Origin of the sequence: Lactococcus cremoris subsp. cremoris NBRC 100676 (genome assembly GCF_001591705.1) — a bacterium.
GTDB classification, from domain to species: Bacteria; Bacillota; Bacilli; order Lactobacillales; family Streptococcaceae; genus Lactococcus; species Lactococcus cremoris.
This window is the reverse complement of record NZ_BCVK01000042.1, coordinates 1-24,500: the sequence shown is the minus strand read 5'-3', so window position 1 is coordinate 24,500 and position 24,500 is coordinate 1. Positions and strand designations below refer to the sequence as shown.

The following is a 24,500-nucleotide window of genomic DNA, read 5'->3' as shown; positions in this document are numbered from 1 at the left end:
TTTAAGTTGTGAAGGATGTTTTGGATTATATTATTTCTGGTATAAGTATATGTATATTTATTTTGGCAGTTTATATGATAAAGAAAATTCCAGAAATGGTGAGTGATAAATTAAAAAGTGACAGAGAATTTGAATTTAATAAGGAGTTACAGATTGATGAATTTTATCGAAAAGATGGGAATCTGCAACAGATTATGATGAACTGGACCGAACTTGCAATTGATACAAATGCAATGGAGTCGCTTGATTCTAAGAACGGACAGAAAAAATTACGGAAGCTTGTTCAAGAAACACTTGGATATGGTTCAGGAAGAACAGTTAAATTACTAACAGAAATGCTTCAAGAAAGTTATCGAAGTAATGATACTGAATCAGAAAATACTGAATCAGAAAATACTGAATCAGGAAATAATGAATCAGAAAATAATGAATCTATAAATAGGTCTTCTGCCACTATAATGTTGCTGTTGGCAATGGTTGTTTCTTCTCTAAAGGAAGATTTTACTGGACAAAAAGTTGACCCATTAGATGTCCTTAAAATAAAACTCACTGACTATTATAATCATGAGGGATTATTTAAAGAACTTTTTGAAAGTGTAAATAACAAACTAGGAGTTGAAGTTTAATAATGGAAATTAATTTTATAGCTCTGGCCTTTGCATCTGTTATTGTAGGTGGGGTATTCATTGGAATATTTATTCTGGTTTACAAATGGTTGAAGAAATGATAAGTATAGCTAGACTATGAAAAAGATAGGTTGTCCAATGGGCAGCCTTTTATTGTTGGAAAGGAGATTAAATGCCAGTATTAGAAAATGCAAGACATGAAAAATTTGTTCAATGCCTAATTTCTGGCATGAGCCAACGAAAAGCATACAGAGAAGCATTTAAGCAATCATCAAAGTGGAAAGATTCAACTGTAGATGTAAAAGCAAGCGAACTTTTTGGTAAGGTTTTGGTAAGGTATAAGGAACTCCAAGAAGAAGCTCAAGATGCTGCTATAATGACTCGTAAAGAGCGAATGGTCACTTTATCAGAGATAGCTAAAAATGCCGAAAAAGAAGCTGACATGATTAAGGCAATTGACACTCTTAATAAAATGGATGGTGATTATACAAGCAAAGTTGAATTATCTGGTTCAGTCAAAACCAATCCTTTTGTAGACTTATCGACAGAAGAACTTAGAAAGTTGGCTAGTCGTGATGGATAAAATAGCGCTAGGGGCAAAAATTGAGCTGTCTAAGCGCTTTTTCTTTGATTACTGTAATCTCATCATGCCAAGCTTTTATAAACGTGATAGGGCTTATTTAGTGACTATGTGTGAAGAGTTTCAGTCATTTCTAAATGATAATGAGCATGATGTTTTAGTTTTGAATCTTCCGCCACGTCATGGGAAATCTCTCACGCTTGGTAAATTTGTAGAGTGGGTGCTTGGTAATGACCACACGAAGAAAATCATGACTGGTTCATATAACGAAACTTTATCTACTGTCTTTTCTAAAAATGTTCGTAATACGCTTCAAGAAGAAAAAGCAGATGAGAACAAAATCGTTTACTCTGATATTTTCGATGCTGCAATTAAGTATGGAGATGCTGCGAAAAACCTTTGGAGTTTGTCGGACGGCTATAATAACTATCTGGCAACCTCTCCAACAGGGACTGCAACAGGTTTTGGTGCTGACATTATTATCATTGATGATGTTATCAAGAATGCTGAGGAAGCTAACAACGCGACAGTATTAGAAAAACATTGGGACTGGTTTGTTAATACCATGCTTTCACGTTTGGAGTCAGGCGGTAAAATCATAATCAATATGACTCGTTGGCATAGTGAAGATTTAGCCGGACGAGCTTTGCGTGAACTGCCTAAGAATGGCTATCGAGTAAAGCATATTAATTTTAAAGCTTTCAATGAACAGACAAATGAAATGCTATGTGCTGACGTTCTGACTCTTGAAGATTATAAGCGCAAAGTAAAAACAATGGGTGCTGATATTGCCAGCGCCAACTACCAACAAGAGCCGATTGATGTCAAAGGTCGATTATATAGTGAGTTCCAAACCTACAATGCTCGTTCAGAGTACAAAAAGATTTGGAACTATTGCGATACTGCAGACACTGGGAAAGACTATCTCTGTTCGATTGTGTGGGGTGAAACCACAGACGGCTTTGCAGATGTGCTAGACATTATTTACACTCAAAAGCCGATGGAATACACAGAAAATGCAGTGGCCAATCAATTAATTAATAACAGAGTGAATGCATCAAGAATCGAGCGCAACAATGGCGGTCGGTCTTTTGCTCGTTCTGTCAGGGATAAGATTCAAGGTAAAGTTGCTTGTGCTGTAGAAGATTTCTTCCAAGGAAATAATAAAGAAGCCCGAATTTATTCCAATAGTTATTGGATAGAACAGCACGTTCGATTTCCTAATGACTGGCGGACTCGTTTCCCAGAATACTATCAAGCAATGACAACTTATCAGCGTGAAGGTAAAAATAAACACGATGATGCGCCCGATGCAACAACCGGGATTGCTGAGACAATGAGTGGTAAGCGAATAAAAGCCGGATTAAAATCATTTAAAATATAAAAGGAGATTTCTAATTGAAATACAAACCACCTAAATTAATGACATTTTCAAAAGATGAACCAATCACAGTTGAAGTGGTTACCAAGTTTATGGAAAAACATAAATTAGAAGTTGCTCGGTATGAGTACTTAAAAAATATGTATCTTGGAATTATGGCTATTGATGATGAACCGGCAAAAGACTCTTGGAAGCCTGACAATCGTTTAGCTGTTAATTTCACTAAATATATCGTTGATACTTTCACAGGTTACTTTAATGGGATTCCAGTTAAAAAGTCACATTCAGATAAAGAAATACTTACTAAATTACAAGAATTTGATAATTTGAATGATATGGAAGATGAAGAATCAGAACTTGCAAAAATGGCATGTATTTATGGTCGAGCTTTTGAGTTTTTGTATCAAGACGAGGACACTCAAACGAATGTTGTTTATAATAGTCCAGAAAATATGTTTATGGTCTATGACGATACAGTCAAACAAGAGCCTTTATTTGCCGTGAGATATGGTGTTGACGAGGACAAAAAACTTCAAGGAGAAGTTTATACTCTACTTGAAACTATTAAAATCAGCGGAGAAAATGACGAAATTAGCTTTGGAGAAGGGACTTACAACCCATATCCAGATTTACCAGTTGTAGAGTTCTATTTCAACGAAGAACGAATGAGTATCTTTGAATCTGTTATTTCATTAGTCAACGCTTTTAATAAAGCTATTAGTGAAAAAGCAAATGACGTTGATTATTTTAGCGATCAGTATTTGGTTTTCATGGGAGCAGAAATAGACGAAGAAGATGCTAAAAATATCAAAGATAATCGTCTAATTAATTATTATGATAAGAATCAGAATAATCAAAGTGGTTCTACTTCAAAAGTAGATGTCAAATTCTTAGAAAAGCCGGATAGTGATTCTCAAACAGAAAATCTATTGGACAGACTGACTAAATTAATCTTCCAAACTACAATGGTTGCGAATATCTCTGATGAATCTTTCGGGTCATCAAGTGGTGTCTCGTTAGCTTACAAGCTTCAAGCAATGAGTAACTTAGCTTTGTCATTTCAACGTAAGTTCCAATCTTCTTTGAATAGTCGATACAAACTATTTTGTGAGTTAAGTACGAATGTTTCGAACAAAGACTCTTGGAAAGATATTGAGTACACCTTTACACGTAATGAGCCTAAAGATATTAAGGAACAAGCAGAGACTGCTAATATCCTTATGGGAATCACAAGCCAAGAAACTGCTTTAAGTGTCATATCTGTTATTCCAGATGTCCAAGCTGAAATGGAAAAAATCAAAAAAGAAGAAGCTTCTACAGCTATCTTTGACCAGGACAAGCAACCTAGTGAAAAGGGAACAGATACAGTAGTTTCTGAAACAAATGAGGAGTAACCTATGAAAACTCCTGATTACTGGAAAAAACGTGAGAAAGCTTGGCAAGAGCAACAAATCAAAGATGACACCAAACGCATGAAACAAATCATGGATAAGCTATTTGAAGCTCAAGAGGCTATTCAAAAAGAAATCAATGCCAACTGGCAGAACTTTGCGAATGGTCAAGGAATTTCTATCAGTGAAGCCATGAAACGTGCGGATAAAATGGATGTCAAAGCATTTGCCAATAAAGCTAAGAAATACGTAGAAGAAAAAGACTTTTCGCACCAAGCAAATCAAGTGTTGAAACTTTATAACTTGACCATGAGAGTGAATCGTTTAGAACTTCTGAAAGCAAACATTGGTTTAGAATTGATTGCTGTATTTGACGATTTGGACAAATATTTCTCAAAGAATTTGACTGGTGCAGCTCTCACAGAATTTGAAAGACAAGCAGGAATTCTTGGTTTAAGCGCTCCAAAGAAAGGCTATAACAGTCTAGTTGAATCAGTGCTAAATGGAAGTTATAAAGTCGAAGGATTTGCCAGTTTCTCTGACAAACTTTGGCAGTATCAATTTGAATTGAAAGCTGATATTGAAAAACTTCTCATTCGTTCAGTAACTGGTGGAATCAATCCGAAAGCACTAGCCCCACAACTTAAAAGGCTGATGACAGAAAAGGGCAAGCTTAATGCGACTTACAATGCTCAACGATTGCTAGTTTCAGAAACAACGAGAATTCAAACAGCTATTCAAGAAGAAAGCTATAAAAAAGCCGATATTGAAAGTTATGAATATATTGCTGAACCGTCAGCTTGTCCTATCTGTGGAGCATTGAATGGTAAAATATTCAAGCTTAAAGATATGTCGCCTGGTATTAATGCACCAAACATGCATCCGTTCTGTAGATGCAGCACAGCACCGCATGTTGATGATAAAGGTTTCTGGGATGATTTACTTGATAGGAAAGTAATCAGTCAAGATGAGTACAAGCAAGCTTTTGATGACAGGACAGAAGCTGACAAAGCGATTGAAGAATTGCGCAATAAAAGAAAGGGTAGATTTCAATGAATAATGAACCGAAATACAACGAAGTGAAATTTAATGAAGGGTTGATAGTTAATGGTGCAAAAATAAAACATTTGACGAACGTTACAATTAACTCTGATAGTAATAATTTTTCTGAAATTACTGTTACGTTTATGGGGAAAATCGATGGTTTAGATAATCTTTCTCAAATTGATTATAGCTTTGAAGAAAATACTCAGGAAAGTAACAGAAATAAGGAACCAAAAAAGGCTGTCCAGTTACAGCCTTTTAGTTATAAAGTCAAAGGGATTGGTTCCCCAGAGATATTATCGGGGATAATCAGTCGTCAGACGGAGCAGTTAAATCGCCATTTCCGCTGATACCTAAAACATCTTCCGCAAAAATTGTCAAGGTACCATAGGACTCAGAGTTATCAAGTGTCCTAACATTTTTCAAATGTATTAAGCTTATTTCTTCAGAAAATTTATTTGTTTTACTCTCTGAAAAAATCATTTCCCAAGCTTGGTTTACAAAGTCTGTTTCAAGTTCGCTTGAAGATACAGGTTTGCCAATATACGTACCATTGGAAGTCAAAACCACTAATTCAGCATCTGAATCTTTTTTCTGATTAGCTACCAAAATCAATGTGTACCAGAACTTGATGTAAGCATTTTTTATAGAACTCAAATTATTTTTCCTTTCTACTAGATACTAGGCAAATGAGCCAGTAATTCAATTATAGCAAATAAACTTTAAATCCTTGGTATTCCATGGGTTTTTCTTATGTCCGTTTCCGAACGTTGTGGACACTAAATAAAACACGAGAAAATCAGACTCCCAAGTCTTTAAATGCGAGTAGGAGGAACCAGAAATGGAACAAACAGAACTTTTACCCCTTAATTTGCAACTGTTCGCAGAAGAAGCAGCAGATGAGACGTCTGAAGCTGGTTCGGAAACTGAAACAGAAACAAACGTAGAAGAGCAACAAGAACAATCAACTGACAATGACAAAATTGTCGAAAAGCTTCAAAAACGAATTGGTAAAGAGCAGGCTGAAAAAAATGAAACAAAAACACAGCTTGACCAAGCGCTGTCTCGTATTGAAGAACTTGAAAAAGGTGGCAAAAAGTCAGTTAAAGAAAAATCTGACGAAGAAAAAGCTGCCGAACTTCAAAAAGCTAAAGACGATGAAATCGCAAGCCTTAAAGCACAAATCAAAATTTCAAACATTACCAGTCAAGCTGATGAAGTGTTGAAAGAAAGTGGAATTGCTTTGAGTGCTGCTGAATTAGGATTGTTAGTTGATGTTGATGAAGAAAAAACTTACAGCAATGTAAAAACTTTCCTCAATTTACTTGATAATCAACGCTCACAGTGGGAAAAAGCACGAAACACAGGAACAACGCCTAAACGTGTTCCGGGTAATGTAATATCAGTCGATAAAGAAAAATTTGATTCGATGACTTATGCTGAAAAAGCTGAATTAGCAAAATCAAATCCAGATGAATTTAAAAAATTAACAGGAGGCTATTAAAATGTCAAAACAAAAAACAACACTTGCAGACTTAGTAAATCCAGAGGTGCTTGCACCAATTGTTTCATACGAATTGAATAAAGCACTTAGGTTTGCACCTCTTGCACAAGTTGACACAACACTTCAAGGACAACCAGGTAATACTTTGAAATTCCCAGCTTTTACTTATATTGGCGATGCTGCTGATGTTGCAGAAGGCGGAGAAATTTCGTTAGATAAAATCGGAACTACTACTAAGTCAGTGAAAATTAAAAAAGCTGCAAAAGGGACAGAAATCACGGATGAAGCCGCATTATCTGGTTATGGTGATCCAATTGGAGAATCTAATAAACAACTTGGGCTATCTCTTGCAAATAAAGTCGATGACGACTTATTGAAAGCAGCTAAGACTACCTCTCAAACTGTTTCTACTAAAGCAAACGTTGACGGGGTTCAAGCTGCATTGGATATCTTTAATGATGAGGATGCACAAGCCTATGTTCTTATCGTCAATCCTAAAGATGCGGCAAAAATTCGTAAAGATGCAAACGCAAAAAACATTGGTTCAGAAGTAGGAGCAAATGCTCTTATCAACGGAACTTACGCTGATGTTTTAGGCGCTCAAATTGTACGATCTAAAAAACTAGCTGAGGGTTCAGCTCTAATGTTCAAGATTGTTTCAAATAGCCCAGCTTTGAAATTAGTTTTAAAACGTGGAGTTCAGGTAGAAACTGACCGTGATATTGTTACTAAAACAACTGTAATTACTGCAGATGAACATTACGCAGCGTATCTCTATGATTTAACAAAAGTTGTTAATATCACATTTACGGGTGTATAATGGGGCGGCTACTAAGTCGCCACTTGCATAAATATAAAAACATAAATGCGACCAAGCAAGTGAAAAATGATGAACTAACGACGCTTACCGTTAATCAGCTAAAAGAGCTTCTTGAAACTAAAGGGATAGAATATACAAAAAACGATAAGAAATCAGATTTGATTTCAAAATTAGGAGTTGCTTATGGCTATCACTGATGATTTAAAAATGCTTTTAGGCGGTTCATTGGATGAGCGCTTGGAAGTAATCGAAAAACGCACTCGTGACCGTTTATTGCTTATTCTTGGTTCTGACATTAAAGAAGTACCGCCAGAACTAGAATATGTTGTTTTGGATGTTTCCTTGAAGCGTTTTAATCGTATCGGTCAAGAAGGCATGCAGTCCTACTCACAAGAAGGATTAAGCATGACATTTTCAGAATCTGATTTTGACGAGTATGCCGATGAAATTGAATCATGGCGAAAATCAAGAGAAACTGAGGGCGATAAGAAGATAGGGAGGTTCAGATTGTATTGAGATATTTAGATGAAGTTACTTTTATCAAAGAATCGCCTGACTCCCACTATGACCCTGATTTAGGCGAATGGGTTGAAAAGGAGCCTACCAGAACTGTTTTTAGCGCAAATATCACTGATATTGGAACTGACAGAAGTGTAGAAGTTTTTGGAGATATTAAACAAGGGGCAAAAGTCATGCGAATGATGCCCCTTTTTAATATGCCAAAATATGATTACATTGAGTTTGATAATAAAAAGTGGGTTTTAATGACTTACCGCAATCCAAGCAAGAGAAACACTTTTATTTTGCAGGAGGTCAATCAATGAAAATAACTGGAATTGATGCCTTGCAAAAGAAATTGAGAAAAAATGCCACGCTTGATGATGTCAAACATGTTGTAAAAAGCAATATTGTAAGCATGAACAAGAATATGCAAAAGCTTGCTCCCGTTGATACTGGGAATATGAGACGATCAATTACTAGTGAACTCACAGATGGGGGTCTTTCAGGAACGACTGGGCCTCATACTGATTATGCTGGATATGTAGAGTATGGGACGCGATTTCAAGCTGCACAACCATTTGTAAAACCTGCGTTTAACATTCAGAAAAAAGTATTCACAAATGATTTAGAAAAGTTGACGAAATGATTAAAACTCGAGACCAATCTATTTTTGACGAATTGTTCAAACGAATACAAGCTTTGGGATATACCGTTTATGATTATAAGCCAATGAATGAAGTAGGCTATCCATTTGTTGAATTGGAGAATACTCAAACTATTCATGAACCAAATAAAACGGATATTAAAGGCACAGTAAGTCTTTCATTATCTGTTTGGGGCTTACAGAAGAAGCGCAAGGAAGTGTCTGATATGGCAAGCAATATATTTAATCAAGCATTGAATATAAGTGCCACAGATGGCTATTCTTGGGCTTTGAATTTACAAGCAAGTACCATTCAAATGCTGGACGATACAACAACAAATACACCGCTTAAAAGAGCGTTGATTAACTTAGAATTTAGACTAAGATAGGAGATTTAATATGGCAGAATTAACAGCCAAACAAGGGAAAGATATTATCTTGCTCTATCGTGTGCTTAGTAAAGCATCAACAGAAGCCGCTTGGAAACTTGCATTCCAAACAGAACACTCGAATGAAAAAACTCGAGATTACAACACTACAGCAACTAAAGATGGACCAGTTGGTGCTCTTGCAGAAGTTGAATATAGTTTGTCTGCCACATCTATTGCAGCAAATGGTGATCCACATCTTGACGAAATGGACAAAGCGTTTGATGATGCAGCAATTATTGAAGTGTGGGAAATTGATAAAGCTGAAAAAGCAACTCTCGGATTAGACACAGGCAAGTACAAAGCGAAATATCTTCGTGCTTATCTTACAAGTTTCTCTTATGAACCTAACTCAGAAGATGCGCTTGAATTGAGTTTAGAATTTGGAGTGTTCGGTAAACCTCAAAAGGGATATGCCACACTAACTACTGAACAAGCTAATGTTGTTCAGTATGTCTTCAAAGATACTGTTAGGGGATAAAGCTGAAAATATTACTGGCTCTGCCTGGAGTACAGTTGTAGAAGTGACAATTTAAATACTATAAACAAAAGACTAGAGATTCGCTCTAGTCTTTATTTTTTAAGGAGAAATCAAAATGGAATTAACAATTAATAACAAACAGTATTTTTTTATCTTTGGTTACCGATTCATTAAGGAATTGAATAAAAAAAATGAAGTCACAGAGCGCGGGATGACTTTAAAAGCCGGCTTAGATAATGCTTTGATGAACTTCTTTAGCGGAGATATCGAAACACTTGTTGAAATGCTAAAAACTGCGAATGCAACAGAAAATCCTCGTGTCTCTGAGAAAGGGATAGTTGAATGGATTGAAGAAAATGGTATTGATGCGCTTTTTGATTTAGTACTCGAAGAGTTAAAAAAGTCGGAATTTACCAAGAAAAAAACGTTGAACTTCGAGAAAGAAGTCAGCAAAAATCTACAGTAACAGATTTTGACACACTCTATGAACAAGTTCAGTTAAATTGTTTGCGTTATCTCCGAATTGCTAATCTAAGAGATATAGAGCGCATGACCATTTCGGAGTATGAATTAAGGCTGAAAGCTTATAGGCTAAAAAGACTTGATGAGCAAGAATTTATTTACCAACAAGCATGGGCAAATTGGCAAGTTCAATCAACTAAGCAACAAGGTAAGAAGCAAGTTCCAGTTTATTCGACCTTCAAGAAGTTTTTTGATAAAGAAAAATTTGAAAATGATATTTTAGGAATCGAAACTTCGGACAGTACTTTTAAAAAGGACAAAAAACTAATTAACCTCATGAAAAAAGCAAATAAGTAAGAAAGGAGGAAAAACATGGAATCTTATAGTGTAGAAGCGGTTCTGAGTGCTGTTGATAAAAATTTCACCTCAACCATGAATAAAGCAGATAGTTCAATGGGAGGATTAGATAAAAGATCACAAAATACAAATACTTCTATCCTAGGTATTGCTAATGGTGTTGGGGTTTTTAAACTTGTTGATTCTGCGGTAGGTTTGGTTAGAAATTCATTAGATGGTGCAATAGATCGATTTGATACTTTAAATAAGTATCCTGTTGTAATGCAGGCGCTTGGTTATTCTGCTTCTGATGTAGATAAATCAATGGCAAAACTGAATAAAGGAATTGATGGCTTACCTACCTCTCTTGATGAAATTGTATCCAATACTCAACAACTTGCTATATCTACAGGAAGCTTAACAAAAGGAACTGATACAGCTATTGCGTTAAACAATGCTTTTCTAGCTTCTGGTGCTTCAACTGCAGATGCAAGCCGAGGAATGCAACAATATGTTCAAATGTTATCTAAGGGAACTGTTGACATGGAATCGTGGAGCTCAATCCAAGAAACAATGCCCATTGCAATGGATAAAGTTGCTAAGTCTTTTAAAGACCAAGGTGTAAATTCGGTTAGTGATCTATATGATGCTTTACAAAGTGGGAAAATTACATTCGATGACTTTAATAGTCGATTAATTAAATTGAATGACGGTGTTGGAGGATTTGCGGAACTTGCTAAGAAAAATTCAGCAGGGATAAAAACCTCGTTCAAAAATGTAAAAACAGCAGTAAGGAAAGGTTTGGAGAATGTTTTATCTGCAATTGATAACGGAATGAAGAGCGCTGGTCTTGGTTCAATCGCTCAGAATTTTGACAAGTTAAAAACTGTAGTTAATCAAGTTTTTAGTGCAATTACAAAAACTATTCCTCCAGTTATTAGTGTAATTGCAAGAATAATTGCTACATTTAAAACCATGTTTGAGTTCGTTAATCAAAATAAAGATTGGATTGGACCTTTAGTAGCTGGAATAACAGCTGGTGTGGCAGCATATAAACTATGGAAAGGCGCGATTACAGCTTGGAACACTGTCACTAAGATAGCTACTGCAGTTCAAGTGGCCTTTAATGCAGTTATGGATGCAAATCCAATCATGTTGATAGTTATTGCAATTGCGGCTATTGTAGCAGGGTTAGTCTATTTCTTTACGCAAACAAAAACAGGTCAGAAAATATGGTCAAATTTTGTAAAATTTCTAGGTTCTGCATGGCAATCTCTAGTTAAAATTTCCAAAGATGTTTGGGATAATATTACTAAAGCTTGGGACAGTGCGGTCAAATGGTTCAGTGATACCTGGAACAACATTAAAAATGGAGCTAAAGGGCTCTGGGATGGAACAGTCCAAGGTGCAAAAAATGCCGTTGATAGTGTTAAAAACGCTTGGAATGGCATTAAGGAGTGGTTCACTAATCTTTGGAAAGGTACGACAAGCTGGTTATCTAGCGCTTGGGATAGCGTTACAACAACCTTAGCTCCATTTGTTGAGACAATCAAAAAAATCTTTCAACCAATTCTTGATTTCTTTAGCGGATTATGGGGGCAAGTCAAAACTATCTTTGGTTCAGCTTGGGAGATTATTAAGACGGTTGTTATGGGACCAGTTTTGTTACTCATTGATTTAATCACTGGGGACTTTAACCAATTCAAAGAAGATTTTGCAATGCTCTGGCAAACATTATTTACTAATATTCAAACATTAGTAACTACTTATGTCCAAATTATCGTTGGTTTCTTTACCGCTTTTGGACAAACTGTTTCTAATATTTGGACGACAGTTGTAAATACGGTTCAAAGTCTTTGGGGAGCTTTCACAACATGGGTCATTAATATGGCCAAGTCTATTGTTGACGGAATTGTTAATGGTTGGAATTCATTCAAGCAAGGAACGATTGATTTATGGAACGCTACTATTCAATGGGTCAAGGATACATGGGCTTCATTTAAACAGTGGGTCGTTGATTCTGCCAATGCTATTGTGAACGGAGTCAAACAAGGTTGGGAAAACCTCAAACAAGGCACAATTGACTTGTGGAACGGAATGATTAACGGTCTCAAAGGAATTTGGGACGGTTTGAAACAAAGCGTAAGTGATTTGATTGATAATGTAAAAACGACATTTAACAATCTAAAAAATATAAACTTGCTAGATATTGGTAAAGCCATCATTGACGGATTTGTCAAAGGACTCAAACAAAAATGGGAAGATGGGATGAAGTTCATTAGCGGGATTGGAGATTGGATTCGGAAGCATAAAGGTCCAATCCGTGTCGACAGAAAACTTTTAACTCCCGCTGGTAATGCCATTATGAATGGTTTGAATTCTGGTTTAACTGGAGGCTTCCGTAACGTTCAATCTAATGTTTCAGGAATGGGGGACATGATTGCAAATGCCATTAATTCTGACTATTCTGTGGATATTGGGGCGAACGTTGCGGCAGCTAATCGCTCAATCAGTAGTCAAGTTTCTCATGATGTGAATCTTAACCAAGGAAAACAGCCGGCTTCATTCACTGTGAAGCTTGGGAATCAAATCTTTAAAGCCTTTGTGGATGACATTTCTAATGCACAGGGTCAAGCAATTAACTTAAATATGGGATTTTAGGAGGTAGAAATGTACAAGTTTAGAGATACGACAAAACAGAAGCATTATCGCAACCTTCCTTTTATTCCAACCAGCGCCATGAGTTATGATGGGGCTTGGTTAGAGGAACTCATAGAAGGTTATCAAACATTGGCAGTTGAGGGGCGAGAAATGTATTCTCTCAGCTTTGAAACACAAGACATGCAAGTAGGAGGTGTGATCACTAATGTTAAATATCCTCCTCGAGAGTTGACGATAAAATATAAGCTTGAGGATAGGGACCCCCGAGTATTACAAGAAAAGTTTGATACCTTAAAGGCGTTCTTGATTCGTCAAGAAGATGTCCCTATTATTTTTAATGATGATCTGGAATATACGTTTTATGGACGTTTCCAAACTGCAGATAATGTGGCTGGAGATACTAATTCAATCATTTCAAGCTTTACTGTCCTTTGTAGTGATCCATTTAAACACGGAAAAATTCAAAGTGTAAAAAACAAAGTGATTGAAGTTTTGCCTTATCCAGTGAAACCGGATAAACTGTCATTCAAGTTATTGACAAAGGGTTTACTTGCAACTGATGGAAATTATCGCTTGAAATCATCACAGGCTAAAAAAGGAGATCTATTGGAATTTGATTTTCAAGCAGGCAATACTTTTCTCAATGGGAAAGTAAACAATAACCTCTTAGACCTTGATTCTGATTTCAAAAATATCAGACTGACAACTGGAACAGATTTTTCAAGTCCAAACTATGAGTTAACGATTCAATATAGAAAGGCGGTGCTTTAGTGAGTAATATCTTATTTTTAGATAAGATGCAACAAGTCATCAAAAGTTATGATTCCGATGAATTCATAGAATCTGTTCAGACAAAAGAAATCACAACTAACGCTTCTGAATTAATGAATGACACACTTTCAGTTTCTTTACCTTTTGATGAAACAATTAAAGATGCCAGCTATATTGCAGTCAATGATACGAAAGAACAAGAGTTCTCTTTATATCGAATTTTAACTGCAAAAGATGAAGATAATCTGCTTTCATTTGAAGCTGTAAATTTTGCCGTTGATGAACTGGATAATTTTATCATCAAAGATATAAGACCTAAAAATAGGTCTTTTTCTTATGTGATTAATCAGCTTTTATCTGAATCAGGTTGTGACTGGGTATTAGGTGTCTGTGAACCAATTAAAACAGTTTCCAGTACTTTCTACTATACTTCCATGCGAGAAGCTCTAAAAGCTCTAAAAGCTCTACAAGAGTTAGGTGCAGAGTTTACCTTTTCAATTGAAATTACAGGAAATAAGATTACTAAAAAAATCATTCACTGCTATAACCAAATTGGGAAAATAACCAATAAGCGATTTGAATATGGTGAGGAAGTTCTAAAAATTGTCCACCAACAAGACCGCACAAATATTGTCACTGCCCTAATTGGACGTGGGAAGGGTGAAGAAGTTGGTGACGGTTATGGGCGAAGAATTGAATTTTCAGATGTTGAATGGAAAAAGTCTAATGGAAAGCTCCTTGATAAACCTAAAGGTCAAAACTGGATTGAATATCCAGAAATGACGAAAGAATATGGCATTCCATCAAACGGAAAAATGTTACCACGTAAAACGGTTGTTGTCTTTGATGATGTGGAAGATGCAAGCGAACTTTTACAAAAGACTTATGACCAACTGGCTTATTACTGACGGCCACTCGTTCAGTTTAGTACTGAGATATTGGGGAGTGATTCAATTGGAAATACTGTTTCAATCCACAGAGGGGACCGAAATTATCACTACCAAACTAGAGTCTTTAAAGTGGTTACTGACCATGTTAATGGACGAGTGCAAGCTAGTCTAGGCGATAATTTAAGTGGAAACTCAATTAATCGCCAGTTGTCACAAGTTCAAAGCAATATCTCTGACCTTGATAATAATAAAATGACATTTTATGACTCCACAGAAATTGGAAAGTATCAAGACGATATTATGCGAGGTGCTGGTGCGAACGGTGGCTCGATTTACATGGTCAACGGAATTGAAGCTGGTGTATCACAATCAAGAGAGACCTATGAGCAAGTCTTTATGGATGGCCCAAGGATTCAAGATTCACAGTATTTCATGATTCAAAATAATGCTGGAATATCTTTTAAGCAATGCAAAAAAGGTCAATGGACGACAATTCAAGATGTTCATAATGGCAAAAGTAATACTGCATGGACACTTGACGGGACTTTCAATGCTAACTTTATTAATGCCGGAGTTTTGCAAGGGGTCAAGATTCGTTCAGTTCATCATGACTTCATTATTGAACTTGACCAAGGGAAAATTCGTTTTATTAAAAGAAATGGGTCGTCCGAAAATGAGATGTTTGCTTTTGCGCCAACTTATACAGGCGGACAACTCCAAGGGATTAATGCAATTCAAAATCATGGTTATTCTTTCGCCTTGTCATCAAAGGGAAACAACGGAGCGCTTTTAAATGTTTTAGAAATTCCCAAAGACAGTACGGCTGAAAATCGCAAATTAAATCTTTACGGAGAAGTAAAAGTTGATGGAAATTTAACAATTAGCGGTAAAACTAATACCAAAGAACTCTATGTTAATGGTGTAAAAATTGATACCAACGGTGGGGGAAGCTCTGGCGGCGGTGATAATGGATGGAATGGAAAACATCCACCAGAATTCACAAGTGACCGTGATAAACGCTACTGGCAAATCTGGGCAATGGCAATTGGGGCTGGTTTCTCTAAACAAGCCGCGGCCGCATTACTTGGGAATGCACAGGGGGAATCTGATGCCAATCCAACGGCTGATGAGGGTGGCGGACGTCCTGGTTTCGGTTATGGGGTTTGGCAATGGACGGATAGTTCAGGCGCTAGCTCTGGACGTGTTTATATGATTAATCTCATGACACGAGCAGGAGTGACTGACAATCCTGACACAATCACAGCCCAATTTAAGCTCTTGATGTGGCATGCACAAAACGGCCAATGGATTGCGAAAAGTTCTTATCCTTATTCTTGGACTCAATTCATGACATTGACCAATATCAATACTGCAACGCAAGCTTTTGTAGCTAACTTTGAACGTCCCTTAAACGGACACCCTGAACGTAGTACTTGGGCCCAAGAATGGTATAACAAATTTGTTAATCTTGAAATCCCAAGCGGTGGCGGAGGTTATATTGCTCCAATTTCAAGCCCTATTACCGTAACAAGTGAAATGGGTTGGAGAACTAGTCCAATCACTGGAGCGCAAGAATTTCACAATGCTATGGACTTGGTTAATGGTAATCCAACAACTCCAATCTTAGCTTCAAACGATGGTCAAGTGGTCCAAGCGGGAAGTAATTATTATAACTGGTATGGAAATTACACGGTCATCAAGCATGCGGATGGACTTTATACAGGGTACGCACATCAAAGCAGAATCGATGTTTCTGTGGGTCAAAATGTTAAAAAGGGCCAACAAATTGGACTTATGGGAGCGACTGGCCCGGTCACTGGACCACATTTGCACTTCCAATTTATGGACCAATACTGGCCATCATCACACGCTCACTTTAAGAATCCAAGGGATTATATCAAATTTTAGAAAGGGTCTATTATGACAGAACATTTTATAACACTGTCCACCACAGAGCCTAATAACAATATCGGCATTGTTAAGCTAAGACATGCGGATGTCAACAGTCAAGCGATTGTTGCTCGAATTGTAGAGAATGGTCAACCTAAGAACTTTGAAGGCTTACAGCCGTTCTTTTGTTTAATGGCACAAGAAATTACAGGTCAAGGGGTATCAGAAGAAAGTGTTGTCTCCTTTGATGCTAAAAATGGAACACTGAAATATGTTGCCAGTGATAATGCTTTGCAAATGGTGGGACGAAATGAAGCATATTTTAGCTTTAGAAAACAAGAAGGAAGTCAATGGATTGAGCAATTCTCCACTCGGACTTTTCACTATATTGTTGAGAAATCCATTTATTCGCAACCCTTCAAAGACTCAAACTATTGGTGGACTTTCAAAGAGCTTTATCGAATCTTTAATAAGTATATTGAAGATGGTAAAAATAGCTGGGAACAGTTTGTGGAAGCAAACCGTGAAATCCTTGAATCAATTGATCCAGGAGGACGGTTACTTGCGGAAGTTTTAGACCTCAATAAAATTATTTATCGTAAAGTTCCAAGCGGGTTTAATGTAGTAATTGAGCACGATTCAGAGTATCAACCGGATGTGAAAGTAACTTATTACAAAAATTCAATTGGAACCGAAGCGAATGGATTTGATACTGGTCCAGTATTTGGCGGAGAGCGAATTTATAACCTAGCTTCTTCATTAAGCTATATCAGAAATAAAGTCAATGTTGAGCTTCCGTCAGTTTATGCAATGGACGGAGAAGTTGTAAATAATGGTAACGAACTGTTGTTAATCAACGGAACTGAGGTTATGCGTTTTGTTATTGAGGGCGCAACAATCACCAAAGGCTATGTTGAAAAAGTGAAGCCACCAACTAATCTAATTGTTTATGATATCACTTCTTCAAGTGCAAAAATTTCGTGGGAAAACGGGGGATAATATGGCAGATAAAAATTATTTACACACCGCCTACGCTAACAGCGCAGACGGCACGGATGGCTTCACGACTGTTTATCCGAATTTGAATTTGTTAGACGGTACTAAAGATTTTAGTGGAGATTGGACAAATTCAAAAAGTTGGGTAACTGACGGAACATATAAAGGTCTAACTGTTAAAAAACGAACTGAACCATGGGTCGGTATATATAAAACATTTAAAGCACCACAAAGCGGAGTTTATACTTTCTCAGCTTATGTTAAAAGTTCAGGAAATAATGCAAATATATATAGATTTATTTTTATAAATGATAAAAACGTTTTATTGCCTAACAAGATTTTAGGAAATAATTTTGATTGGACGAGAGACATTTTTACTGTAACTTTGAACGCTGGTGATGTTGTTTATGCCAAATATGAAATATCAGGCGCAGGTGCTTTATGGACTGCTGGTCATAAGTGGGAACAAGGTTCGACTGTTACTGACAGTTTAACCGCTAATTATCCCAACTTGAATTTGTTAGTTAATAGTTCAGATAAAACCAAAGATGGATTCTTTAAAGATTTCGACAAAGTAGAAAATGGCTATGGTGAACTAACAATAAAGGGGACTAATACATGGGTTGGTAGAAGCCTGTTGGATGGTTTCTCTATGAAACCTAGAGATTATAAACCTAACGACAAATATACGATGAGTATGGACGTTATGTTCACAAGTTGGAATCTCCCTGCTGGAACACATCTTGACGAGTTTTGGATGGGTCAGCGATACTCTTACGGTGGCGGAATAAGCTCATGGAAGCGTATATGTTCTATAGATTTACCTAAAGACCCTAGCAAAATGCTGAACCAATGGATAAGAATAACACAAACTTCAACGATACCACCTTATGAAGACCCTGCTGTCAACACGGAAGCACTCTTTTCGACTATATTCAGTGGTCATAGTGAAGGTAGTTTTACAATTAGAGTTAGAAATCCAAAACTAGAGTCAGGTTCAGTAGCAACTCCTTGGATGCCAAGTAAAAGTGAATTACAAGACCAACTGACTCCATACATGCCATCAGCTAGCGAAGTCACAACTGCTGACTGGCCAAAGTTTGTAGGAACTTACGTTGATACTAACCCAGTTTCTAGTATAGTCTCAAGCAAGTACGATTGGGATGAAATGAAGTATCGGGTTTATTTAGATGGTGTGCCTGTAGGTGGAAGTAAACTTCTGTCATTTGATTTGGAAAATCTAAAGGCGGGCACATCATACAACGTCCAGGTTAGTCAAATAAATGGCAATGTTGAAAGCGACAAGTCAGAAAGTGTTGCTTTTAAAACAACACTAACCAAATAATAGAAATAGGAGAAGAAAATGGCTAGTATTAAAAAAGTATATCGTGGCATGCAAAATGGAGCAGAAACGATTAATGATGATTTGGAAGCAATCAACTCTGAATTAACCAGTGGCGGAAATATTGTTCATAAAACTGGTAACGAATCAATTGCTGGAAATAAAACATTTACCGAAGATACAACAGTAAAAAACTTGAATATTACTGGAGGTATAAAAACAACAACAACAGTTAATGTTAATGTCGGAAACGGGATGAGCATTAGGCTAACAAAAAAAGGAAATTTTGTGGAGGTACGTTTTTATGGAACAATGACCACTGTAAAACATGGGGCAGAGATGGGCGGAGACGGTTCATCATGGATTATTCCTGATTTTAGACCAGAAGTTACTGTATCTTTAGTTGGTCACTTGGCAAGTGGTACTGAATCATTCCATATTGATATTGAACCAACTGGACGTGTGGTTTGGTGGGGACCTGCAGTCACAGGAACTGGTGGAGCACCTCGAGGAACTGCTTTTTATTTATTAAATTAGAAAGCAGGGGTTATGGAGGAACAAGCATGGCGAGAAGTGCTCGAACGATTAGCTCGAATTGAAACAAAGTTGGATAACTATGAAACAGTCCGGGATAAAGCAGAACGAGCACTTTTAATAGCCCAATCAAACGCAAAACTTATAGAAAAAATGGAAGCCAATAATAAGTGGGCTTGGGGCTTTATGCTTACTCTTGCCGTAACTGTTATTGGATATTTATTCACTAAAATACTTTAAAAGGAGTACCCAATGAGTTTAGATAATTTCAAAAATCAAACTATTACATGGGATATGATTAACCAGGCATTTGAACAGCCCATTCAAATTATGGAGGGAGATGTCAATGCAAGAACGCTACTTCTTAAGATAACTGATAATGGTTCTGTACTTGACTTAACAGGTTATTCAGTAAAATTAACCTATCAATATATGTATAAATCTCAATCAGGTTTTATTATGTTAACTCCTAATGATATATCCAAGGGAGAATTCACGCTTATAATTCCTACTGAGATGACAGTATCAGGATTAATAAAATCAAATTTAATACTTCTCAATGAAGATAAAGAGCAGGTTATCGTCAGTAAGAATCTTACATTTATATCAGATGATTCTACAGTTACAAGTTTAACTCAAGAAGTAAATAATAAGATTGATGATTTTACAAAATTATTATTGGAAAATATGCCACAAGTAATGCGTAGTGAGTTGAATGATTTACATGCTCAAACTGAATCAAACAAGAGCAATATTGAACTTAAAGCAAATTTAGCTGATATGACTAGCTTACAAAGTGCAATGACAGACCTAAAAAATGAAGTGGAATCGTTTGGTATTAGTCATGAAAATTTAGTGACTATAAAGTCGCTATTAGACGCAATTGCAAGCAATGCAAGTGAATCGGAAGTTGTTGAACTAATAAATTCAGTAAAGATTTTAACAAGTAATATTTCTCTTATGAGTAACGGAGATTACTCCCCTAAAGCTAATCAAACAGATTTAGAAAGTTTACAGCATACTGTTAATAACCAATCGGCGACTATTTCAACAAAAGCCAATCAAACGGATTTAGACAACTTACAAGCTACTGTTGATAAACAAGGTGTTGCAATTTCAACAAAAGCTGAACAATCAGAGTTATCAATCACAAATAAAAATGTAACAACTGCTCAAGAAACAGCAAAACAAGCTGAAAGTGAAGCCAAAAATGCAATGGCAAAGGCTACCGAAGCACAAGCGAACAGTTTACCACTTAATGGCAATGCGGTCAGTGCAAGCAAACTGGAAACAGCTAGAAAACTTGGAGTAAATCTCCAAGCCTCAGCGTTTCAAAACTTTGACGGGACTGCTGACGCAACTAATATTGGAGTTTCAGGTGTGCTTCCTATTGCAAATGGAGGTACTTCAACAAGTGACGGAGTTATAAATACAATAGCTTATTCCAACAGCGCAGACGGAACTGACGGTTTCACGACTGTTTATCCTAATTTGAACTTGTTAGATGGGACTAAAGATTTTAGCGGTAATTGGGTTAATGCAGGTAGTTGGGTAACTGACGGAACATATAAAGGCTTAACTGTTAAGAAAAGAACCGCTCAATGGGTCGGTATATATAAAACATTTAAAGCACCACAAAGCGGAGTTTATACTTTCTCAGCTTATGTTAAAAGTTCAGGAAATAATGCAAATGTATTCAGACTTATCTTTATAAATGAAAAAAATGCTTTATTGCCTAACAAGATGCTAGGAAATAATTTTGATTGGTTGAGAGACAGTTTCACTGTAACTTTGAACACTGGTGATGTTGTTTATGCCAAATATGAAATATCAGGCGCAAGTGCTTTATGGACTGCTGGTCATAAGTGGGAAGAAGGCTCAACCGCCACCCCTTGGATGCCATCAGCTAGCGAAGTCACAATAAATGATTATCCAAAGTATGTAGGGTTTAGTAATATCATTAAACCTAATAAGAAAAGTTCTGATTACAAATGGCTACCAATGGGATTAGTATCAATCGATAGTGCTACAGGCTCACTTAAGCCTGCGTTTATAGGTATAGATTGCGCTCAAGCACACCCAGTTGGTTCAGTAGTCACAAATAACTCAAATTTGTCATCAGGGTATTCTACAGGTACATGGGAAAATATCGGTTCAGCAGTAATCGGTTCAACAACAATATATTATTGGCAACGGACTGCATAAAAACATAAAAAATAGGAGAGTAAAATGAATCAAATCAATTGGAAATTACGTTTAAAAAGCAAAGCTTTTTGGTTAGCTTTACTACCTGCTCTATTCTTGCTAATACAAGCTATAGGAGCGCCATTTGGCTATAAGTGGGACTTTGTTATTTTAAATCAACAACTTGCTGCAGTGGTTAATGCTGCTTTTGCGCTATTAGCAATTGTTGGAGTTGTTGCTGACCCAACGACCAGTGGTCTAGGAGATAGTGATAGAGTCTTAAATAAAGATAAATCAGAGGAAAATAAATGAAAAAGTTAATTAAAAAAGCTGCCATTGGAATGGTAGCTTTCTTTGTTGTTGCAGCAAGTGGACCTGTATTTGCGGCAGTTGGTGACCAAGGGGTTGACTGGTCAAAATATAACGGAACTTACGGTAATTTTGGTTATGCTCATGATAAATTTGCTTTTAGTCAAATCGGAGGAACTTATGGCGGTTCATTCGTGGACCAAGCCACCTATGAAACGCAAGTAGCTTCAGCAATTGCTCAAGGTAAACGAGCGCACACTTATATTTGGTATCAAGTCGGAGGTTCACAAGAAGTAGCAAAAGCAGCACTTGACCGCTATTTACCAAAAATTCAAACGCCAAAGAATTCTATTGTAGCTTTGGACTATGAAGGTGGAGCAAGTGGAAATAAACAGGCCAATACTGATGCGATTCTTTACGGAATGCGTCGAGTAAAAGCGGCTGGATATACTCCAATGTATTATTCATATAAGCCTTATACTTTGGAAAATGTCAACTATAAGCAAATCATCAAAGAGTTTCCTAACTCATTATGGATTGCGGCATATCCAAATTATGAAGTAACACCAGTTCCAAACTATAGCTTCTTCCCAAGTATGGACGGAATTTCAGTATTCCAGTTCACATCAACTTATGTTGCTGGCGGACTTGATGGAAATGTTGATTTAACAGGAATCACAGATAATGGATACGGAAAACAGCAAGGCCAAGAAGTTAAACCCGATACTGCTACACCGGCCATTGAAAATGGTAAAGAAGCCAATGAAGTTAAAGGAAACGATGTAGAAGTTGAAATGACGGTTAAAGTAAACTTTGGCGCTAAGAATTATGCCACAGGAGAAACAATTCCTCAATGGGTAAAAGGTCAACCACATAAAATCATCCAGAAGAATGGAGATACTGTCTTGCTTGATGGTATTATGAGCTGGTTATCCGTTCATGATGTGGAAACTATTGATGCTTCTACAAGCCAGCCAACGACACCCGCAAAAAGTTATATTGTAAAACAAGGTGATACACTTAGTGGCATTGCTTCAAACTTGGGGACAAACTGGCAAGAATTAGCACGTCAGAACAGTTTATCTAATCCGAACATGATTTATACTGGTCAGGTTATTAGCTTCACAGGCGGTCAATCTGGGGCTACAGCACGAACTTACACTGTACGCTCAGGAGACAATCTTTCATCAATTGCGAGCCGATTAGGAATAACTGTTCAAGGTCTAGTTTCAATGAATGGTATTTCAAATCCTAATTTGATTTATGCTGGTCAAACCCTAAATTATTAAAATCAACCCTGACTTCGGTCAGGGCTTTTTTTGTTAATAAATGTTACTGCTCTCATTAAGATAAATTAGTATAATATTCTTATCGTAAATGCTATTCCAATTACAAATACAAATAGCTAAGTGTTTATGAAGAGATAAAGCGTCCTTTTCCAAAGCGAGGGCGTTTTTCTTTACAATGGAAACGGAAAGTTATATAATGTTCTTATTCCAAAAATACTTTTTTCATAAAGTTTATCCTAAGCGTCCCTCTCCTAACTGGGGCGCTTTTTTTATGCTATAATATAGTCGGGATGTTTGTGAGATTTCATCCTATTCCTAGAGTCAAGCCATTCTTCGGAGTGGCTTTTTTATATCAAAAAAGCACTAGCATTAAGCCAGTGCCGAAAAGTGATTAGAGCAAGGTATGAATAATATAGTGCGGAACTAGATTAACTTGCAATAACTTTTATAATATTATCAATTTTATGAACAATTGTCAATAATAATATGTTATAATGTATTCGGGATGATTATGGGATTTCATCTCCTTTCAAGAGTCAAGCCATTCCTCGGAGTGGCTTTTTCAAATAAAAAAGCTCTAGCTGGATGACTTCAAGGAGTCCAACTAGAGGATGATGAGGGTTAGTACAAATTCAGAAAAAATTTATTATATGCAAAAAATAAGAAGTACTAACAATTTAAATATTATCAATTTTTCAGACAATTGTCAATTATTTATAGTAGTATGTTATAACGTATTTAGTGGATGAGAAATTGATTTCTTTTACAGTATCTTTGATAATCTGCAGTTCCGTCCACATATATCTAATATAATAACCAAGATATGTGCTGCAGATTGTCATATTTTGGTTCTTTAGCTCAGTTGGTAGCTAACCGTTCGGTCGCTGGTTCGAGTCCAGCAAGAACCATAATGCCCCCTTTTAATCCCCTTTTGTTAAAATGGCTTGTTGAAATGCTGATTTTAAAGTGATTTTCTCTGTCGCTAGGATAGAGTTTTTTATATTAAAAAAGTACAAGCTGATACAGGTAGTACGGCATAAAATATTCACAATAAATTAAATATTTAGGAGCAGAATCAATAGAGGCTATGGGTATAAAAAATTACATCAATTTATAATGTTGTTTTTTAATAACAAAGTAATTTAAAATTTGTTTTATTGTAATTTAGTAACCGAAGAGTTATAATGTAATTGTCGATTCTATCTCATTTATAAGAGGTGATTATATATGTCAGAAAGCAAAATCAAAGAGGAAAAAGTACTCGCGCTTAAAGCCATAGAAAAACAGACGGAAGCTTACAAAAATTTAGCTGAAATCATCAATAAGGAATTAGAAAGTGAGGGAGAATTATCTGATAAATCTTCAAAGCGTTTGAAAGATTATATAGAAAAACCCGAATTGCTAGTTGATTATTTAGGCATGACTTGATACCCGATA

28 protein-coding genes, 1 tRNA gene and 1 pseudogene are annotated in these 24,500 nt (G+C 36.5%); 29 read left to right on the top strand and 1 reads right to left on the bottom strand.

Annotated features, from left to right (window positions below):
- Nucleotides 1-74: 74 nt before the first annotated feature.
- From LLA01S_RS08345 to LLA01S_RS08320, 6 genes are all read left to right on the top strand, one after another.
- Entirely contained in the window at nt 75-626 is a 552-nt protein-coding gene (locus LLA01S_RS08345; RefSeq protein WP_061778143.1) for a hypothetical protein, read from the top strand.
- A 172-nt stretch (nt 627-798) separates the two neighbouring features.
- A complete protein-coding gene (locus LLA01S_RS08340; protein ID WP_011676523.1) occupies nt 799-1,209 on the top strand; it encodes a terminase small subunit in 411 nt (136 codons plus the stop codon).
- Complete coding sequence (terL, locus tag LLA01S_RS08335) at nt 1,202-2,590, top strand: phage terminase large subunit (RefSeq protein ID WP_061778142.1); 1,389 nt, start codon at nt 1,202-1,204, stop codon at nt 2,588-2,590. Before LLA01S_RS08340 ends, terL begins: the two co-directional genes overlap by 8 nt.
- A gap of 14 nt (nt 2,591-2,604) precedes the next feature.
- Complete coding sequence (locus LLA01S_RS08330) at nt 2,605-3,981, top strand: phage portal protein (protein ID WP_061778141.1); 1,377 nt, start codon at nt 2,605-2,607, stop codon at nt 3,979-3,981.
- Between the two features lie 3 nt (nt 3,982-3,984).
- Entirely contained in the window at nt 3,985-5,034 is a 1,050-nt protein-coding gene (locus LLA01S_RS08325; protein WP_061778140.1) for a minor capsid protein, read from the top strand.
- Nucleotides 5,031-5,372, top strand: coding sequence for a hypothetical protein (locus LLA01S_RS08320; protein WP_011676519.1), 342 nt, complete (start codon nt 5,031-5,033; stop codon nt 5,370-5,372). Before LLA01S_RS08325 ends, LLA01S_RS08320 begins: the two co-directional genes overlap by 4 nt.
- Here the strand turns inward: LLA01S_RS08320 and LLA01S_RS08315 are convergent.
- Nucleotides 5,332-5,679, bottom strand: a complete 348-nt coding sequence (locus LLA01S_RS08315; protein WP_011676518.1) for a hypothetical protein — start codon at nt 5,677-5,679, stop codon at nt 5,332-5,334. The two genes, LLA01S_RS08320 and LLA01S_RS08315, sit on opposite strands and share 41 nt — an antisense overlap.
- 184 nt (nt 5,680-5,863) lie before the next feature.
- On the opposite strand from LLA01S_RS08315, the gene LLA01S_RS08310 reads away from it, so the two are divergent.
- The 23 genes and pseudogenes from LLA01S_RS08310 to LLA01S_RS08200 all read left to right on the top strand — a co-directional run bounded on the left by LLA01S_RS08310 (nt 5,864) and on the right by LLA01S_RS08200 (nt 24,491).
- Nucleotides 5,864-6,526: a capsid assembly scaffolding protein Gp46 family protein gene (locus LLA01S_RS08310; protein ID WP_015966905.1), complete on the top strand. Its 663-nt coding sequence runs from the start codon at nt 5,864-5,866 to the stop codon at nt 6,524-6,526.
- A 1-nt stretch (nt 6,527) separates the two neighbouring features.
- Complete coding sequence (locus LLA01S_RS08305) at nt 6,528-7,346, top strand: N4-gp56 family major capsid protein (protein ID WP_061778139.1); 819 nt, start codon at nt 6,528-6,530, stop codon at nt 7,344-7,346.
- Nucleotides 7,346-7,543, top strand: coding sequence for a HeH/LEM domain-containing protein (locus tag LLA01S_RS08300; RefSeq protein ID WP_015966907.1), 198 nt, complete (start codon nt 7,346-7,348; stop codon nt 7,541-7,543). Before LLA01S_RS08305 ends, LLA01S_RS08300 begins: the two co-directional genes overlap by 1 nt.
- Nucleotides 7,530-7,862 carry a phage head-tail connector protein gene (locus tag LLA01S_RS08295; protein WP_015966908.1) on the top strand — a complete coding sequence of 111 codons (333 nt, stop codon included), beginning with the start codon at nt 7,530-7,532 and terminating at the stop codon, nt 7,860-7,862. Before LLA01S_RS08300 ends, LLA01S_RS08295 begins: the two co-directional genes overlap by 14 nt.
- Nucleotides 7,859-8,170: a hypothetical protein gene (locus LLA01S_RS08290; RefSeq protein WP_061778138.1), complete on the top strand. Its 312-nt coding sequence runs from the start codon at nt 7,859-7,861 to the stop codon at nt 8,168-8,170. Before LLA01S_RS08295 ends, LLA01S_RS08290 begins: the two co-directional genes overlap by 4 nt.
- Nucleotides 8,167-8,493 carry an HK97-gp10 family putative phage morphogenesis protein gene (locus LLA01S_RS08285; RefSeq protein ID WP_061778137.1) on the top strand — a complete coding sequence of 109 codons (327 nt, stop codon included), beginning with the start codon at nt 8,167-8,169 and terminating at the stop codon, nt 8,491-8,493. The genes LLA01S_RS08290 and LLA01S_RS08285 overlap by 4 nt, the downstream gene beginning before the upstream one ends.
- Complete coding sequence (locus LLA01S_RS08280) at nt 8,490-8,879, top strand: phage capsid protein (protein ID WP_061778136.1); 390 nt, start codon at nt 8,490-8,492, stop codon at nt 8,877-8,879. Before LLA01S_RS08285 ends, LLA01S_RS08280 begins: the two co-directional genes overlap by 4 nt.
- A gap of 10 nt (nt 8,880-8,889) precedes the next feature.
- Nucleotides 8,890-9,399, top strand: coding sequence for a phage major tail protein, TP901-1 family (locus LLA01S_RS08275; RefSeq protein WP_061778135.1), 510 nt, complete (start codon nt 8,890-8,892; stop codon nt 9,397-9,399).
- 115 nt (nt 9,400-9,514) lie between these two features.
- Nucleotides 9,515-9,865: a tail assembly chaperone gene (locus LLA01S_RS08270; protein ID WP_061778134.1), complete on the top strand. Its 351-nt coding sequence runs from the start codon at nt 9,515-9,517 to the stop codon at nt 9,863-9,865.
- Nucleotides 9,866-9,948: 83 nt separating this feature from the next.
- Nucleotides 9,949-10,218 carry a hypothetical protein gene (locus LLA01S_RS08265; RefSeq protein WP_061778133.1) on the top strand — a complete coding sequence of 90 codons (270 nt, stop codon included), beginning with the start codon at nt 9,949-9,951 and terminating at the stop codon, nt 10,216-10,218.
- Nucleotides 10,219-10,233: 15 nt separating this feature from the next.
- A complete protein-coding gene (locus LLA01S_RS08260; RefSeq protein ID WP_061778132.1) occupies nt 10,234-12,858 on the top strand; it encodes a tape measure protein in 2,625 nt (874 codons plus the stop codon).
- A gap of 9 nt (nt 12,859-12,867) precedes the next feature.
- Nucleotides 12,868-13,629 (top strand): distal tail protein Dit, encoded by a 762-nt coding sequence (locus LLA01S_RS08255; RefSeq protein ID WP_061778131.1) that lies wholly within the window; start codon nt 12,868-12,870, stop codon nt 13,627-13,629.
- Nucleotides 13,629-16,427, top strand: a pseudogene (locus tag LLA01S_RS08250) (phage tail spike protein). Before LLA01S_RS08255 ends, LLA01S_RS08250 begins: the two are co-directional and overlap by 1 nt.
- Nucleotides 16,428-16,439: 12 nt before the next feature.
- Complete coding sequence (locus LLA01S_RS08245; protein ID WP_061778130.1) at nt 16,440-17,408, top strand: BppU family phage baseplate upper protein; 969 nt, start codon at nt 16,440-16,442, stop codon at nt 17,406-17,408.
- 1 nt (nt 17,409) lies between these two features.
- Nucleotides 17,410-18,750 (top strand): fibronectin type III domain-containing protein, encoded by a 1,341-nt coding sequence (locus LLA01S_RS13280; protein ID WP_126354775.1) that lies wholly within the window; start codon nt 17,410-17,412, stop codon nt 18,748-18,750.
- An 18-nt stretch (nt 18,751-18,768) separates the two neighbouring features.
- The gene (locus LLA01S_RS12175; RefSeq protein WP_081106886.1) at nt 18,769-19,284 is read left to right on the top strand and encodes a hypothetical protein; all 516 of its coding nucleotides are present in this window, start codon (nt 18,769-18,771) and stop codon (nt 19,282-19,284) included.
- A gap of 12 nt (nt 19,285-19,296) precedes the next feature.
- Entirely contained in the window at nt 19,297-19,521 is a 225-nt protein-coding gene (locus LLA01S_RS08230) for a hemolysin XhlA family protein (RefSeq protein WP_061778129.1), read from the top strand.
- Nucleotides 19,522-19,533: 12 nt separating this feature from the next.
- Nucleotides 19,534-21,486 carry a BppU family phage baseplate upper protein gene (locus LLA01S_RS08225; RefSeq protein WP_061778128.1) on the top strand — a complete coding sequence of 651 codons (1,953 nt, stop codon included), beginning with the start codon at nt 19,534-19,536 and terminating at the stop codon, nt 21,484-21,486.
- 24 nt (nt 21,487-21,510) lie between these two features.
- Nucleotides 21,511-21,777 carry a phage holin gene (locus LLA01S_RS08220; protein ID WP_015966839.1) on the top strand — a complete coding sequence of 89 codons (267 nt, stop codon included), beginning with the start codon at nt 21,511-21,513 and terminating at the stop codon, nt 21,775-21,777.
- Nucleotides 21,774-23,063, top strand: a complete 1,290-nt coding sequence (locus tag LLA01S_RS08215) for a LysM peptidoglycan-binding domain-containing protein (RefSeq protein WP_061778127.1) — start codon at nt 21,774-21,776, stop codon at nt 23,061-23,063. The genes LLA01S_RS08220 and LLA01S_RS08215 overlap by 4 nt, the downstream gene beginning before the upstream one ends.
- Before the next feature lie 224 nt (nt 23,064-23,287).
- Nucleotides 23,288-23,458: a bacteriophage holin gene (locus LLA01S_RS12635; protein WP_167594928.1), complete on the top strand. Its 171-nt coding sequence runs from the start codon at nt 23,288-23,290 to the stop codon at nt 23,456-23,458.
- Between the two features lie 452 nt (nt 23,459-23,910).
- Nucleotides 23,911-23,971 (top strand) — tRNA-OTHER (locus LLA01S_RS08205).
- A gap of 319 nt (nt 23,972-24,290) precedes the next feature.
- Nucleotides 24,291-24,491, top strand: coding sequence for a hypothetical protein (locus LLA01S_RS08200; RefSeq protein ID WP_014572290.1), 201 nt, complete (start codon nt 24,291-24,293; stop codon nt 24,489-24,491).
- The last annotated feature ends 9 nt before the right edge of the window (nt 24,492-24,500 follow it).